Source organism: Verticiella alkaliphila, from assembly GCF_018904615.1.
Lineage (GTDB): Bacteria > Pseudomonadota > Gammaproteobacteria > Burkholderiales > Burkholderiaceae_B > Verticiella > Verticiella alkaliphila.
On the sequence record NZ_JADCNH010000006.1, the window covers coordinates 84,283 to 98,888 of the forward strand.

At 67.4% G+C, this 14,606-nt stretch carries 12 protein-coding genes; 7 read left to right on the forward strand and 5 right to left on the reverse strand.

All coding sequences use genetic code 11. The features are described from left to right. Positions 1–97 precede the first annotated feature (97 nt). Together IMZ29_RS23060 and IMZ29_RS06500 are read left to right on the forward strand one after the other, a co-directional pair. Complete coding sequence (locus tag IMZ29_RS23060; protein ID WP_256445159.1) at positions 98–232, forward strand: hypothetical protein; 135 nt, start codon at positions 98–100, stop codon at positions 230–232. Between the two features lie 23 nt (positions 233–255). Then, positions 256–810: a helix-turn-helix transcriptional regulator gene (locus IMZ29_RS06500; RefSeq protein ID WP_216181843.1), complete on the forward strand. Its 555-nt coding sequence runs from the start codon at positions 256–258 to the stop codon at positions 808–810. 84 nt (positions 811–894) lie between these two features. Here IMZ29_RS06500 and glmM read toward each other — a convergent pair whose 3' ends face one another. From glmM to IMZ29_RS06520, 4 genes are all read right to left on the reverse strand, one after another. Next, positions 895–2,244 (reverse strand): phosphoglucosamine mutase, encoded by a 1,350-nt coding sequence (gene glmM / locus IMZ29_RS06505; RefSeq protein WP_216181846.1) that lies wholly within the window; start codon positions 2,242–2,244, stop codon positions 895–897. A 2-nt stretch (positions 2,245–2,246) separates the two neighbouring features. After that, positions 2,247–3,653, reverse strand: a complete 1,407-nt coding sequence (locus IMZ29_RS06510) for a phosphomannomutase/phosphoglucomutase (RefSeq protein WP_216181849.1) — start codon at positions 3,651–3,653, stop codon at positions 2,247–2,249. Positions 3,654–3,803: 150 nt separating this feature from the next. Next, positions 3,804–4,574, reverse strand: a complete 771-nt coding sequence (locus IMZ29_RS06515) for a helix-turn-helix transcriptional regulator (RefSeq protein ID WP_216181852.1) — start codon at positions 4,572–4,574, stop codon at positions 3,804–3,806. Positions 4,575–5,219: 645 nt separating this feature from the next. After that, on the reverse strand, positions 5,220–6,263 hold the full coding sequence (locus tag IMZ29_RS06520) for a site-specific integrase (RefSeq protein ID WP_253206922.1): 1,044 nt from the start codon (positions 6,261–6,263) through the stop codon (positions 5,220–5,222). A gap of 357 nt (positions 6,264–6,620) precedes the next feature. On the opposite strand from IMZ29_RS06520, the gene IMZ29_RS06525 reads away from it, so the two are divergent. From IMZ29_RS06525 to phnE (IMZ29_RS06545), 5 genes are all read left to right on the forward strand, one after another. Then, a complete protein-coding gene (locus tag IMZ29_RS06525; protein WP_216181858.1) occupies positions 6,621–7,703 on the forward strand; it encodes a DNA-binding protein in 1,083 nt (360 codons plus the stop codon). Between the two features lie 270 nt (positions 7,704–7,973). Continuing rightward, positions 7,974–8,684, forward strand: coding sequence for a phosphate/phosphite/phosphonate ABC transporter substrate-binding protein (phnD, locus tag IMZ29_RS06530; RefSeq protein ID WP_253206912.1), 711 nt, complete (start codon positions 7,974–7,976; stop codon positions 8,682–8,684). Then, positions 8,681–9,577, forward strand: coding sequence for a phosphonate ABC transporter ATP-binding protein (phnC, locus tag IMZ29_RS06535; protein ID WP_253206913.1), 897 nt, complete (start codon positions 8,681–8,683; stop codon positions 9,575–9,577). Before phnD ends, phnC begins: the two co-directional genes overlap by 4 nt. Beyond that, a complete protein-coding gene (phnE, locus tag IMZ29_RS06540; RefSeq protein WP_216181864.1) occupies positions 9,574–10,365 on the forward strand; it encodes a phosphonate ABC transporter, permease protein PhnE in 792 nt (263 codons plus the stop codon). The genes phnC and phnE (IMZ29_RS06540) overlap by 4 nt, the downstream gene beginning before the upstream one ends. After that, positions 10,362–11,165, forward strand: coding sequence for a phosphonate ABC transporter, permease protein PhnE (gene phnE / locus IMZ29_RS06545; RefSeq protein ID WP_216181867.1), 804 nt, complete (start codon positions 10,362–10,364; stop codon positions 11,163–11,165). Before phnE (IMZ29_RS06540) ends, phnE (IMZ29_RS06545) begins: the two co-directional genes overlap by 4 nt. Before the next feature lie 2 nt (positions 11,166–11,167). On the opposite strand, the gene IMZ29_RS06550 is transcribed toward phnE (IMZ29_RS06545), so the two are convergent. Next, positions 11,168–14,554, reverse strand: coding sequence for a DUF4214 domain-containing protein (locus IMZ29_RS06550; RefSeq protein ID WP_216181870.1), 3,387 nt, complete (start codon positions 14,552–14,554; stop codon positions 11,168–11,170). Positions 14,555–14,606 lie beyond the last annotated feature (52 nt).

Genomic DNA, 14,606 nt, shown 5'->3' on the forward strand with positions numbered 1-14,606 from the left:
GACGTCACTTCCTCTAATGTAGGGCTGTTACCAATCGTCGGTCCCGAGCAGGCGCAGAACGCCGCCACCGAGGGCCAGTACGGGAGCCAGCCCCCTCATGTTCGCCGCGGCCTTGATGGATCCGCAACCCTTGCTGCGTCTGGGATTGGCTCGCATTCTCGGAGCCATCAGCAGCATTGGCGAGATCCACACCTACGATCCCGAGTTGCTCGACCCACCGGTGGGCCGCTGACCTCGCTGTCCGTCCAGATCCTGTTGTTCGGCCTGAGCGGCGACGACAGGAACGATCAGCTCCTGCTTGATCGCATGATCGCCCTCACGGCGCCTCGACACATCCTGCTACTGACGGATGAGCTGCGCGTCCCGCTGGTGCGCCATGCCAGCGTGGCCGGGCGCATTCGGCGCTCGGCGCCGTCCGACCTGGTCGAAGCCGCCGTCAAGCTGATCCTCGCTGGCGGGCGGTGTTTCCCGGACACGCCCCACGCCGAGCAAGGCGTCGTGTCCGTCGAGCCTGCCCCGGTGGCTCCGGCGACGCTGTTGCCCGGGCCGCGCCTGATCGCGCAAGGCTCGCGCGAACTGCGCATCACCCCGCGTCAATTCGAGATTCTGGTATTGCGCGCGCATGGCATGTCGCTCAAGGCCGTCGGCCGCGCATTGGGCATTTCCGAGGCGACCGTCAAAGCGCATGCGTCCTCCATGTATCGCCGCCTGGATGTGACCAACTGCCAGGAAGCCATTCAGCTCGCCACGCGGCGGGGCGTCAACCTGCTGCCGGGCGATAGCGTGGCACGCACGGGCGACACCAACTGACGGTGACCCACGCGTGCCTCGGGCGCACGTGGGATTAGATTCAATGGAGTAGGGAGGGCGCCGGCATCATGGTGCCGGCGCGAATCAGCCGCGCGCCATGACGGCGTGGGCGAGCTCTTGGACGCAGCTGTGGGCGAGACTCGCGTCCTCGGCCTCGACCATCAGACGCAGCTTGGGCTCGGTGCCGGACGCGCGAATCACGATGCGGCCCCGATCGCCCAGTTGCCGCGCGACGTCGGCCCGCGCCCGCGTCAGCCCGGCGTGCTGCTCCCAGGGCGTACCCGGATCGAGCGGTACATTGACCATGTGCTGCGGATACAGTGTGAGATCGGACACCCATTGCGCGAGCCCGAGGCCGGACTGGCGCAGCGCGCTCAGCACCTGCAGGGCTGCCACCAGGCCGTCGCCGGTCGTGTGCCGATCCAGGCAGAGCAAATGTCCGGAGGTTTCTCCGCCGTAGTGCCAGCCCAGTGCCTGCATGCGTTCCAGCACGTAGCGGTCCCCCACGGCGGCGCGGGCAAAGCCGATGCCCAGCGTCTGGAGGCGGCGCTCCAGGCCGAGGTTGGACATGAGCGTGCCGACCACCCCGTCCACCGTCGCATGCTGTGCTCGCTCACGCACGATGGCATAGAGGAGTTCATCTCCGTTGTAGATGCGGCCGCTGCTGTCGGCCATGATCAACCGGTCTGCATCGCCATCGAGCGCCACGCCAAGGTCGGCCCCGCTGCCGCGCACCGCATCCGCCAACGCTTGTGGGTACATGGACCCAGCGTTCTCGTTGATGTTGAAACCATCGGGCTCGCACCCGATCGTCGTGACGCGCGCACCGAGTTCGCGAAAGATGTCGGGAGCCACGTGATAGGCCGCGCCATGCGCGGCATCGACCACGATGTGCATGCCGTTCAGGTCCAGCCGCGTCGGGAACGTACTCTTGCAGAACTCCACATAGCGGCCCGCGGCATCATCCAGGCGCCGCGCTCGGCCCAGCTGGTGCGACGGGACACAGCCGGGCGGGTCGACCAGGGCCGCGTCGATCGCGGCCTCCGTGGCGTCGGGCAGTTTCGTGCCCTGCGCCGAGAAGAACTTGATGCCGTTGTCGGGAAAGGGGTTGTGCGATGCACTGATCACGACCCCGGCGGTCAGGCGCTGTGCCCGCACGAGATAGGCCACGGCGGGCGTCGGCAACGGCCCTGCGAGCACCACGTCCACACCCGCGGCCGAGAAACCCGCCTGCAAGGCAGACTCCAGCATATAGCCGGACACCCGGGTGTCCTTGCCGATCAGGACGGTCGGGCGGCTGCCGGCGCGCCCGCCGGCTTCGCGCGCCAGCACGCGACCCGCGGCATAGCCCAGGTGCAGGGCGAAAGCGGCATGAATGCGCGGGCCACCGACAGTGCCGCGCACGCCGTCGGTTCCGAAGACAGAGGAAGCCATGATCAGAAAGGCACCTGGACACGGGGCGCCACGCGGCGCAGTTGACGGCGGAAAGTGCTCTGGATGCGCACGAGCGCCTGTGGGGTGTCTGCCTCGAACCGGAAGACGAGCCCGGCAAGACTGTCGGCGCTGCGCGCGACGCCCACACCATCGGCGTATTCCACCCGCAGGCCCGTCGCATCGACCGCCTGGCTCGAGCCGGTGAACTGCCCCTGGCTCGCGAGCGACTGCAGGACGTTGAGCGGATCCGAGGCGCCGGTATCGGCTTGGAGTTCGGGCGTTGCATACGCGCGCGGCAGCGCTTCGAGCACGGCGGCGGTGTCGTTCGTGCGCGAGGCGATCTCGAGCAGACGCGCCGCGGTGTAGAGCGCGTCGGGCGCGCCGAACCAGCGATCGGTGAAGCACACGTGCCCGGCCGCATCGCCCGCGATCGCGGCGCCGACCGCCTGCATGCGCTCGCGCATTCCGGCCCGTCCGCCGGCGGCGGCGATCGACTGTCCGCCCGCATCCTCCACGGCGGCCGTGACGCGCCGGCTGTTCTGCGTGTCGCTCAGGATGCGCGCACCGGGGTTGTCCTTGAGCAGGTCCCGTGCGAAGAGCACCAGCTGTTGATCCACGCCAATGATCTGTCCACTCGGCGTCACGGCCACCACACGGCGCGCGTCCGCATCGAAGGCCAGACCGAGGTCGGCGTTGGCATACCGCAGGCAGTAGGTGAGGTCCTGCAGATTGCGCGGATCGGTGGGGTCGGGCAAGTGTTGCGGGAACGTCTCGTCCGGGTCACAGAAGAGTTCGGTCACTTCGCAGCCCAACGCCCGAAAGAGCGCCGGCGCCGTGAGCCCTGCCGTGCCGTTGCCCGCGTCGATCACCACGCGAAGACCGGCAAGCGACGGGATGTCGCACAGGAGGCGTGCGATGTAGCAGGCTTGCAAGGCCACGGGCGCGTAGGCGCCGGCGGGCGTGGGCGCATTCGGCGCCGGATGACTCATGCGCTCGCGCACTGCCGTCCACTGCGCGGCGTCGAGCAGGCTGCCGTCGTGCGCGATTTCGACGCCATTGCGTTCAGCCAGGTCGTGTGCCGCGCCGACGCGAACGGTGACAGGGCATTCCAGAAGACGGGCCCCGAAGTAGAGCACTGGGGCACTGCACATGCCAGCGTCGTAGACCTTCACGCCCGCCTCGCGCACGCCCGACTGCAGGGCGGCGCTCAGTTGCACGCTCGACAGCCGCATGTCTCGGCCCACCATGATGGCCGTCTCCCCCTGGGCGCGGACCCAGTGTCCCAGGGCCTGGCCGAGGCTGCGAGCGAAGTTGGGGTGCAGGTCTGCGGGCCAGAATCCGCGGATGCCCTCGGCACCGTAGAGCGTGGGCTGGGAGCGGGCCTGAGCGGCTTTGGCGGTCGAGTGCATGGAAACGTCCTGTGCCAGGTGGCGTGAGGCCGGTCGCGGACCTCGCGCGTAGCGGTACCGGAATTGGTAACGCTTGACACCATTGCACGCCTTTTACGGGCGAGCGCCCATTGGACGTACGGTCTAAACCCGGGTAGGCCGGGTGGCCGATCAGTCGAAGAACACGCCTCGTTGCCGTGCGGCGTAAACCGCTTCGCCCTTGCTGTTCACGCGCAGACGTTGATACAGGGTCGAGGCGTGCGCCTTGGCCGTCGCCGTCGAGATGTTGAGCATCCGGCTCACGGTCTTGATCGGGTAGCCTCGGGCAAGCAGCGTCAACACTTCGTACTGGCGCGGCGTGACGTTCAGGAGCTGAGCGCCGGCCACGGGATCGAGGGCCGTGCGCGTCGGTACAACGGGCGCCACCGCCACAGGCGGCTCGGATTCGAGTTCCGGCTCGGCGCCGTTCAAGTGCACCGGCGGCGGCTGCCACCGATTGGGCTCGGGGGGAGCCGGCCACGGCGTGGCAGACTTGCTCTGCGGGGTGACAGCGGTGCGTTGCGCCACGACGTGTTCGCCGGCCATCCCCAGACGGATCGCGGCTTCGACCACCTCGACGGGCGCGGTCCGGGAAATACAGCCGTAGACGCTGGCGTACTGCATGCCGGCGGGCGGCTGCCAGGCCGCGGCCGGCTCGGACAGCAACAGCGTGCGGCGCGGATGCAGGATGCGCTCGACCTCGGCCAGGGTCTGCCAGCTTTGTGCCGGCTCTGGTGCCATGCCGAGGATGACCAACTCCACATCGCAGTCCAGGTAAGCGAATTCGCTGATGGACCGCGCATCCAGGGCCATGACATCCCAGCTTCCCGCCATGGCACCCAGCAGTTGATGCAGGCCGAGGCGTATCAATGGATGTGCCTCGACGAGTACGACTTTGGTCATGCGCCACCCCTAAGCAGAGGCGAGTTGCCGGGTGACCAATCCCTGGCGCGGGCGCGTTGGCCTACGTCCAGGAATCGGACACCGCGGGCATCGCCGCAAGTATTATGTCCGCATGGCGAAATCCGGGTACAACAAGTTACACTGCTTAAGCAAAACCACCCATAACTCCCGGAAATGCTGGCCGTGCCGGTATGAAGATGTAATGGGTCAGATGATATGTCAACGTCCGATCCGTCGGATGCGTCGTATGGACAATAAAATGGTCTAAGCGCGGTAGGCGTAGACCTAGCCGTTGGGATGAGCAACCCTGGATCTTGCAGGGTTGACCCCGGCGTAGATACAGGGTGTGCCCTGTGTGTTCCTGCCCGTTTTGCAGCAATGCCATGGCTGCCTGCCAGCCCTGATCCGCACGGGTGCAACCTGTCCACCATCCCGCGCATGCGGGTCACGATGATTCTCACGTCGATGACTGCAGACACGCTTCGGGGCCCGTGCCACCGCAAGCACTGTCTGACGCTCCTGGTTACAGTGCCCGCTCTGCACACGACGTGCCCGGATGGCTGTACACGGCGCTACGCGCCCTCGCCAGATGGAGTGCGCGCAAACGCGATGTGGATGGCGGCGGTCGTCGACGTGGGTGTCGTCCTACTCGTCGTCAACCGCTCGCGGATCTTGCAGGCCTGAACGCGCACGTCCGTGCGCTGCGGCCGGCTCGTCGAGAAGACGCCCGCCGCGCCAACCGCTCACCGCACCGGCCTGGTGATAGTGCATCGCAGTGGCCACGCTGACGTGCCCCGTCATCGCCATCACCTCGGCCAGCGGCACCCCCTGACGGCCCGCTTCGGTGACGAATCCAGAGCGCAGGCTGTGGGCACCGAAATCCCCGTCCAGGCCGGCGGCCAGCGCGCGGGCCTGCACGATTCGCCGCACGGCCTCGGCGCCGAGCGCCTCGCCGACGTTGCCGCCACGACGTACACGCCGAAAGAGCGCGCCGTCGCGGATGCCTGCGGCGTCCAGCCAAGCCTGCAGCGCCTCGGCCGCCCGGCCGACGATGGGCTTGTGCATGTTGGCGCGGTCGCGGCCCTCCTGATTGTTCTTGCCATAGCTCAGGCTGTAGACAAAGCCCTCCGGCGTGCGACGCGTGTTCTCGCAGGTGGCGCGAACGACTTCCGAGCGCCGGCGGCCGCCGCTGGCCCAGGCAAAGAGGAGCAGGGCACGATCGCGCAAGCCGATCAGAGAGTCGTCACAGGTGTCGAGCAACTGCTCCAGCGGCTCGCGCGTGAGGGCCTCCTTGCGCACCGGACGCTCGCCGCGGCGGGCGTAGGCGCTGCGCGTCTTGGCAAGCACAGTGCGCACGGCGCGGCCGTGGCAGGGGTTGGCCAGTCCCTGGCTTTCATGGGCTTCGGACAGCACGGCGACGCGGTGCATGACCGTCGTCAGCCGGTAGGGTCCGACGGCGCGCTTGGCACCGCAGGCGACCAGCGCCTCGTCGATGGCCTTGGGCAGGTCGTGGATCATGCCGCGCGCGCTCTGGTGCTCGACGTGGTCGGCCACGAACTGCAGCACGACGGTTTCAGGCACGGGCCAGGGCAGGGCGCCACCGTAACGCATGCCGTACCAGGCTTCCCAATAGCGCATGGCCGCCTGATAGGCGGCGACGGTGTTGTCCGCGCTGCCTTCGCGCACCAGCGCACGCAGCGAGGCCTCGCTGTCGCCGAGCACCTCCAGGGAGAGTGCTGTGCTGCGTGCCGCGGGCCGGGCAACGGCGCGGCGCTGCACGACAGGGGCAGGGTGCGGCCGACGCGGCGCTGAATCAGGGCCGTTCGAGTCCGGTGCCGCGCCGTCGATGGCAGGGTGTGCCGAATCATCGGGCGTCGGTGGATGGGTCGGGTCCGAATCGGGCGGGTAGGGCATGGTCGCAACAGGAATGTATTGATAAATACGTGATACGTATTATATAGTACACATTGATATCGTTTACGTCGGATAATCTTCTGTTATCCAACCTAAACATCGGTTTCGTGATTTTCCTCCCAGGAGCGGCGCATGGCCATCGGAATTCAGGCAACGGATGTGTGGTCAGCGGCCGATGCGCTGCTGCTCGCGGGCGACCAGCCCACCATCGAGCGCGTGCGGGCTCATCTGGGTCGCGGATCGCCCAATACCGTCGGCCCTCACCTCAAGGCCTGGTTCCGCACGCTCGGGGCGCGGCTCGCGGGGGAGGGGGGCGCGGCAGAGGAGGGCGGTGCGATGCCGGCGCCCGTGGCGCAGGCTTTCCAGGCTGTCTGGCGCAGTGCGAACGATGCCGCGCGAGAGGCCGCCCAGGCGGCGCTCACAGAGCAACACGACGCGCTGGCGACTGCCCGCTCGGCGCTGGACAAGGATCGCGAGGCCCTGCACCGCGACGCCGAGCGCCTGCGGCAACGCGAAGCCGATCTTGTGGCTGCCGTGGGCGCGGCGCGCGCCCAGGCGGAGGCGGCCGAGGGCCGCGCACGGGCGCTGGAGGCACGGTTGCGCCAGGCAGAGGCGTCGCTGCAGACGGCCTTGGCGCAGCGAGATGCCGCGCAGACGGCCGAACGTACCGCCGCCCAGGCGTTGCAGGACGAACAGGCCCATCATCAAGCGGCGATGAGTGAGGCACAGCGCAGCCACGAGCGCGCCATGCAGGAGGCCGTGCAAGCGCAGCGGGATGCTCTGGCACAGGCCGAGCAACGACACGCCACGCATGAACGGCGCTGGCTGACCGAACTGGACAGCGAGCGTCAGGCCGCCCGGCGTGCGCACAAGGCCTGGGAGCAGGAACGACAAGGCCTGACCGGTCAGGTGGCCACGCTCACGGCGCGCTGCGCCGCGGCCGAATCCGGCGCAGGTGAGGCGCGCGAGGCGCTCGCCATCGCGCGTGCCGCGGCTCAACAGTGGGAAGCCCGCTGCCGGGACGTCCAGGCATCCGCGGAGGCCATCCAGACTGCGCTCCGGGAACGCAATACGGATCTGGGCACGCAGGTCGACGCCTGGAAGCAGCAATGTCACGACGCCCAGGCACGTCTCGATCGCATCGTCACCGCAGCGGCAGGCCGTGTCCGGCGTGCACGGCCAAGCGCACCGCCGGACGAGCCGGCATTGGACTGATCGTTGGGAGACGGGAGCACATGGGGTCTGCACCCATGGCATGAGGACGAGCAGCGCTGAGTCACCGACTCATCATCTGTGCCGCGAAGCGGGTCGCGCAAGATGGACGCCGACGCCGCCCACGCGAGTCTAGCGGTGGCATGCTCGACGCTCCCGGTGACCCAATGGACCCGTGAAGGGCTCACCGCTGGATCCTCCTGAATCCGTATATGCACTTAACTTGACATAATACACATTATGCGTGTGATTGAGGTGGGTAAAGGAGAGGCAATGGAAAGCCAGTTCTTCCCTGTGCAATCGAATGCGGCCCAGATCGAGGCGATGCGCGCCGGCCGCCTGCATGTGGCGGGTTTCAACACGGGCGGCAACCCGCTCGCCGTCAACTGCGCGGGCTTCGTGCCCTTCGCGATGATGGCCGACCGCAACGGCGCCTATGGTTACGAGATGGAGATCATCGTGCCGGCGGACAGCAAGGCCCAGCGGATCCCGGATCTGCGCGGCCAGCGCATCGCGTTCACGTCGCAGACGTCGAACTCCGGCTATAAGGCGCCCTCGGCACTGCTCGCGAGCGAATACCAGATGCACGCCGAGAAGGACTACACGCCGATGTTCTCGGGCAAGCACGACAACTCCGTGATTGGCGTCGCCAACCGCGACTACGACGCCGCCGCCGTGGCCAATTCGGTGATGAAGCGCATGTTCGCGCGCAACGCCGTGGACAGCACCAAGATCCGCAGCATCTACAAGTCGCAGTCGTTTCCGACCACAGGCTATGGCTACGTCTACAACCTGAAGCCCGAGCTTGCAGAGAAGGTCAAGGAAGCCTTCTTCACGTATGACTGGACGGATTCGGCGCTCCTGGCCGAGTTCGGCAAGGCCGAGCCGGCTCAGGAAGCCTTCCTGCCTATCACCTACCGCGAGCACTGGGCCGTGGTGCGTGACATCGACAAGGCGATGGACGTGAGCTACGCGTGCCAATGACGATGCCCGAAACCGTGACGAGCGCCCTGCCGTTGCTGCGCGTGCGTGGCCTGTCCAAGCGCTATCCGACGGGGGCTACGGCCCTGTCGGACGTCAATCTGGACGTGCCCGCCGGTCAGGTGCTGGCGCTCATCGGCCCCTCGGGGGCCGGCAAGAGCACGCTGATCCGCTGCGTGAACCGTCTGGTCGAGCCGTCGTCCGGCGAGCTGAGCCTGGCCGGTCGCTCACTCGCCGGACTGGGCCGGCGCGGCCTGCGCGAAGCTCGGCGTCAGCTGGGCATGATCTTCCAGGAGTATGCACTGGTCGAACGGCTCACCGTCATGGAGAACGTGCTCTCGGGCCGTCTGGGCTACACCGGGTTCTGGCGCAGCTGGCTGCGCCGGTTCTCCGGCGAGGACGTCGCCCAGGCGTATGCATTTCTGGAGCGCGTGGGCCTGTCGGGCTACGAGAATCAGCGCGCCGACGCCTTGTCGGGCGGTCAGCGCCAGCGGGTCGGGATCGCCCGCGCGCTGATGCAGGATCCGTTGCTGTTGCTCGTGGACGAGCCGACCGCGAGCCTGGATCCCCGCACCTCGCGTCATGTGATGCGGCTCCTGTGCGAGCTGTGTCGCGAACGCGGGCTGTCGGCCATCGTGAACATCCACGACGTGGCCCTCGCCACGCGATTCGCCGATCGCATCGTCGGCCTTCAGAAAGGCCGCATCGTGTACGACGGCGCACCGGCGGGTCTGGGTGCCGCCGCGTTGACGGCCATCTACGGTGAGGAAGACTGGAATGCGCCGGGAACGACTGACGCCGGTCAGACCGAGCCACCGCCAGAGTCCGTACCCAGCGTGAGCGCCCTGCCCGCTGCCCGGCCCGCCGTGTCCTACTCACGGGCGCCTGCGACATGACGATGCCCACCACCTGGCGGCCGCCGCGCCGCCTGTCCCCCGGCTGGCGCTGGGCAGTCGCGGCCGCTGCGCTGGCCTACCTGTGGGCGGCGCTGGGCTCCGTGCAGATGGACGCTGGCCGCGTCGCCGAGGGCCTCGTGCGGGGCTGGCGTTTCGTCGCTGCCTTCGCCGAACCCGACTTCGTCACGCGCTGGCGCGAGATCTCCGAAGGCATCCTGGAGAGCCTAGCCATGACGGTGGTGGCCACCGCGATCGGCGTGGTGCTGAGCATTCCGCTGGCGCTGGGCGCAGCCCGCAACCTGAGCCACCCGATGTTGTATGCAGTGTGCCGGGGCTTCATCGCCGTGTCGCGGGCGTTTCCCGAGCTCATCATCGCCATCCTGCTCGTGAAGATGTTCGGCTTCGGGCCGCTGGCTGGGATGATCACGCTCGTCATCGCGTCCATGGGCTTTCTCGGCAAGCTGCTGGCCGAAGAGATCGAGACGACCGAAGCCGCCCAGCTCGAGGCGATCCGCGCCACGGGCGCCGGCTGGTGGCAGCTCGTCTGCTATGCCGTGCAGCCCCAGGTGATGCCGCGCCTGGCGGGCCTGGCCATGTACCGCTTCGACATCAACTTTCGCGAGTCGGCCATCATCGGCATCGTGGGGGCCGGCGGTATTGGCGCCACGCTCAACACGGCGTTCGACCGCTACGAGTTCACGACGGCTGCGGCCATTCTTCTCATCATCATCGCCATCGTCCTTGCCTGCGAGTATGCCTCGGGCTGGGTGCGGCGCCGCTGCCTATGACGACGTTCCCTACCACCTGGGAGGCCCGCACGCCGGCCCAGGCTCGCCTCGCCTGGCTCGGGTGGCTGTGTGCTGCCCTCCTCTTCGCCATCTGCTGGTCGCGCATCAGCGAGCACACGATCTGGGCCTTCGCCTGGGATGCACCGGCCGCCGGCTGGGATCTCGTCTCACGCATGTGGCCGCCACGCTGGTCGTATGCCGAGGCCATCGTCAAGCCCTTGTGGGACACGCTGAACATCGCCACGCTGGGCACGGCCATCGGCACCGTGATCGCCCTGCCGATCGCCTTCGCAGCGGCGTCCAACACCAGCCCGAGCGTGCGCTTCGTGCGGCCCGTCGCGCTGCTGATGATCGTGGCCTCGCGCTCGGTGAACTCACTGATCTGGGCGATGCTGCTCGTCACGGTCGTGGGCCCCGGCGTGCTCGCGGGCATCATCGCCATCGCCCTGCGCTCCGTCGGTTTCGTGGGCAAGCTCGTGTATGAAGCGATCGAAGAGATCGACGCGCGCCAGGTGGAGGCGATCACCGCCACCGGGGCCACCGGTGCGCAAACGCTCGCCTATGCCGTCGTGCCGCAGGTCAAGCCTGCGTTCATCGCCACGGCCCTGTACCGCTGGGACATCAACATCCGCGAATCCACGGTCCTCGGCATCGTGGGCGCGGGCGGCATCGGCATGCCGCTGGCCGCGTCCGTGGACACGCTCGCCTGGCCACAGGTGACCGTGATCTTCGCAGCCATCCTGGGCACGGTGTTCCTGTCGGAATGGGTGTCGAACCGGTTGCGGCGCGCCGTGATCTGACCCTACACGAAGCTTAGGCTGGTGTTCACGTTGCCCACGAGGGCAATGCTCTCGGCAGACTCGGCCACGTTCAGGAGCACCTGACCATAGTCGTAGACGCCCTGCTGCAACTGCGCCAGCAGCAGGGCTTTCTCGGCTCCGGAAGCCTCACGGTTCAGCGCGGTGTGACAGAGATGATCGATGAACCCGACATCGCCGGTTTGCTGCTGCAGGCTGCGGGCTTCGTCAGACGCCGCGAAGGTGTCAGCGATCGCGCCCATCGACATGCCCTGCTCCCGGGCGCCGAGCCAGAAATTGAGTCCCGCCTCGTCCGGTGCCCGGCCGAACATCGCGTGGTACATGCGCACCAGCACCGCCGGGTCGCTGTGGTTGAAATCGAGATCGTAGGATGCAGACAGCTTCTCTACGGCGTTCACGAAGCTCAGCGCAACGCTTGCGCGGTCGGTTCCGTCCGCCATGGCCGCCAGCCAGAACGCCGTGCCGGACGCATCGCCTGCACGGCCGAGCACGCTCTCGTAGAGGCTGGCCACGAACGCCGCGTCGTCGATGACCCCGCCGAGATTCCCCGGCTGGCCAGCCTCGGCCGACGCCAGGATCGCGGCCGCCACGTCGTGCATCGACGCGCCCTTCGCATGCTGATCCTCCCAGAATGCCACTTCTGCGGCGGACGCCGGGCGCTGAAGCAGGCCCTCGTAGAGGCGCGCCAACACGGCGTCCGTTCCTGTGCCCTGCCCGCCTGCAAAGCGCAGCGTCTCCACGGCGGCTACCGTGTCCGTGCCGTCGTTGCCGGCCTTGTCGGTGATGACGAGCACACCATCCTGGAAGCGCAGCGAATAATCGTCGGCACGCCCACTGAAGCCTGCGGTGTCATGACCTTGGCCTCCGTCGAGGTAGTCATCGCCCTCTCCACCGACGATCAGGTCATCGCCATCTCCGCCGTACAGGGTATCGTTACCGGCGCCCAGGATGAAGGTCTGGTCGGCATCATCCCCCCAGACGACCTGCGCGCCGTTGCCGCCAGTCACGGTCGCCTCGCCGATGATCGCGGCAAACGCCACGTTTTGCAGTTCGATAGGCGAGCTGTTCGCCGAGCCGCGTGTATCGATCACGAGTGCGGTACGCACCGATTCGTCGCTCTGCAGTTGGCTGCTCAGCACCAGTGGCATCCCGCTGCCATCGCCCTCACCCATGACGACGATCGTCTGCACCAGGAGCAAGCTGTCGGCTGCCAGCTCCTCCACGAAGGCCTGACCGCCGCCGGTCATGGCCTGCTGCGTTGCCGAGCCGTCGGCCGTGTGCGCCGTGATCTCACGGATCAGATGCTTCAGCGACAGGCTGGGTAGCTGGGGCTGGACGCCGCTCGCCTCCAGGCCGAAGCCCACGGGCACCTGCGCGAGCAGCAGCGTATCCCCCGCCGCATGCTTCACGAGCGGAATGTCGGCCCGTGCACGGTCGCCGCCCTGGTCCTGCCGCGACGGCGTCACGATGGGCACGGTCAGCACCTGGACCACCGTGCCGTCGCTGCGCACGGCCGTGCTGCTGACGACAGGCACCCCATCGATGAGGGTCGTCTGGGTCGGTGGCGGCACCGGCGCAGGTGTGTGGTTGGTCACGGCAGTGCCCGGCAGACTCGCGGCATCGTTGCCCGCCGCATCCTGGATGGCGTGCACGTCATCGTCGGGCGTCGGGTCGGCGTAAGCGACGCTCACCACTTGGCCGAAGGTCACGGTCGTAGCCAGCGTCAAGGTCACGGTGTGCGCGGCCGCATCGATCGCCACGCTGCTCACCGTCACGCTCCTGCCGCCCGCCATCACCGCGAACGCGCTGACGGGGGGCGCATGCACCGCATCCAGCTCGGCCGTGTCGCTGTAGGTCATGACGAGCGTCCGGCCGTTCACGGTGGCGCCCGTGAAGATCGGAGCGTCCGTGTCGACCCGGATGCCGTCCAGCGCGGGGACCGCACCGTCCAGCGAAAGGACGGCAGCGTTACCTGCGAGATCGGTGATCGCGGTCGTGTTGCGCGTGATCGCGCCCAGCGCGATGCCGTCGGCGGCGTTGTCGCCGGCCTGCAAGGTATAGGTGTAGATGATGGCATTGGCCGTCTTGTCGGCGTAGGCCGCCTCGCGCAGCGTGCCGCCGATGCTCAGGCCCAGCGCGCTGTCCGTGCCCGTGACCGCCACCTCTTCGTCGAACGTCACCGTAAAGCTCAGCGTCTGGCCCAAACCGTACAGGCCATCGGCCGGCACGCCGATGTCACCACTGACGACAGGCGCCACGGTGTCGATCAGGATGCCGGCAGTCGATGGCAGATGCCCCGCCAGGCTGAGATCCGCGTTGTTGCCGACAGCGTCGCGAATGGTGCCGCCGTTGAGCGCGATACCGTTGATGGCAATGCCATCGGCGTCGTTGTCGCCCGCCTGCACGGTGTAGGTGTAGGTGATGCTGTTGGCCGTCTTAGATTCGTAGGTGGCGCTGCGCGGCGCGCTGCCAATCGTCAGGGTCAGGGTGCTTGCCGTCCCGGTGACGATGACGTTCTCATCGAACGTCACGGTGAAGTGCAGAACCTGGCCCTCTGGGTAGCTACCGTCGTCCGGGACGGCGATCGTCCCGCTGATCGACGGGACGGTCCCATCGACGATCACGCCGGTCGTCACGCCAACGCCTTGCAGGGTCAGGTCGGCCGGGTTGCCGGCGGCATCGCGGATGGTGCTGCTGCCCGTGTTCAAGGCGCCGACCACGATGCCGTTCGCATCCCTGTCGCCCGCCTGCACGATGTAGCGGTAGGTCACGGTGTTGCCGCTGCTGGACAGGAATACCGCGCTGCGGGTCGCGTCGCCCACGGTCAGGCTGAGCGTGCTGTCGCTGCCCGTCACCTGGACGTTCTCGTCGAAGTTGACGGTGAAATCCAGGTTTTGCCCGGCACCATACACGGCATTGAACGGCACCGCGACGGTGGCCACAGCGGGCGCGGTGGTATCGATCAGGATGCCTGCCGTCGACGGCAGGTGACCGGCCAGCCAAAAAATGGCGTCGTTGCCAGCCGCATCGCGAATGGTGCTGCCGTTGAGCACGATATTCGTGACTTGGATGCCATTGGAGTCGCTGTCTCCAGGTTGCACGGTATAGCGATAGGTGATGCTGGTGCTCGAATGCGTGTGGTACGTCGCGCTGCGTGCCGCGCCGCCAACGTCCATGACCAACATGCTGCTGGTGCCGGTGATGATCACGTCTTCGGTGAAGGTGACCGTAAAGTCGAGCGTCTGACCTGCCCTATAAGCGGCGTTGGCGGGTACGGTGATGTTGCCGCTGATCGAGGGCGGGCTGTCATCGGCCAGCATACTGTTGGTTGCATCGTGGCTGGCATCGTGAACAATTGGCGTGGGCGCCATGACAAGCTCCAGGAAAACGGCGGTAGCGGGAAGCAGAAAGCGAGGTGCATGC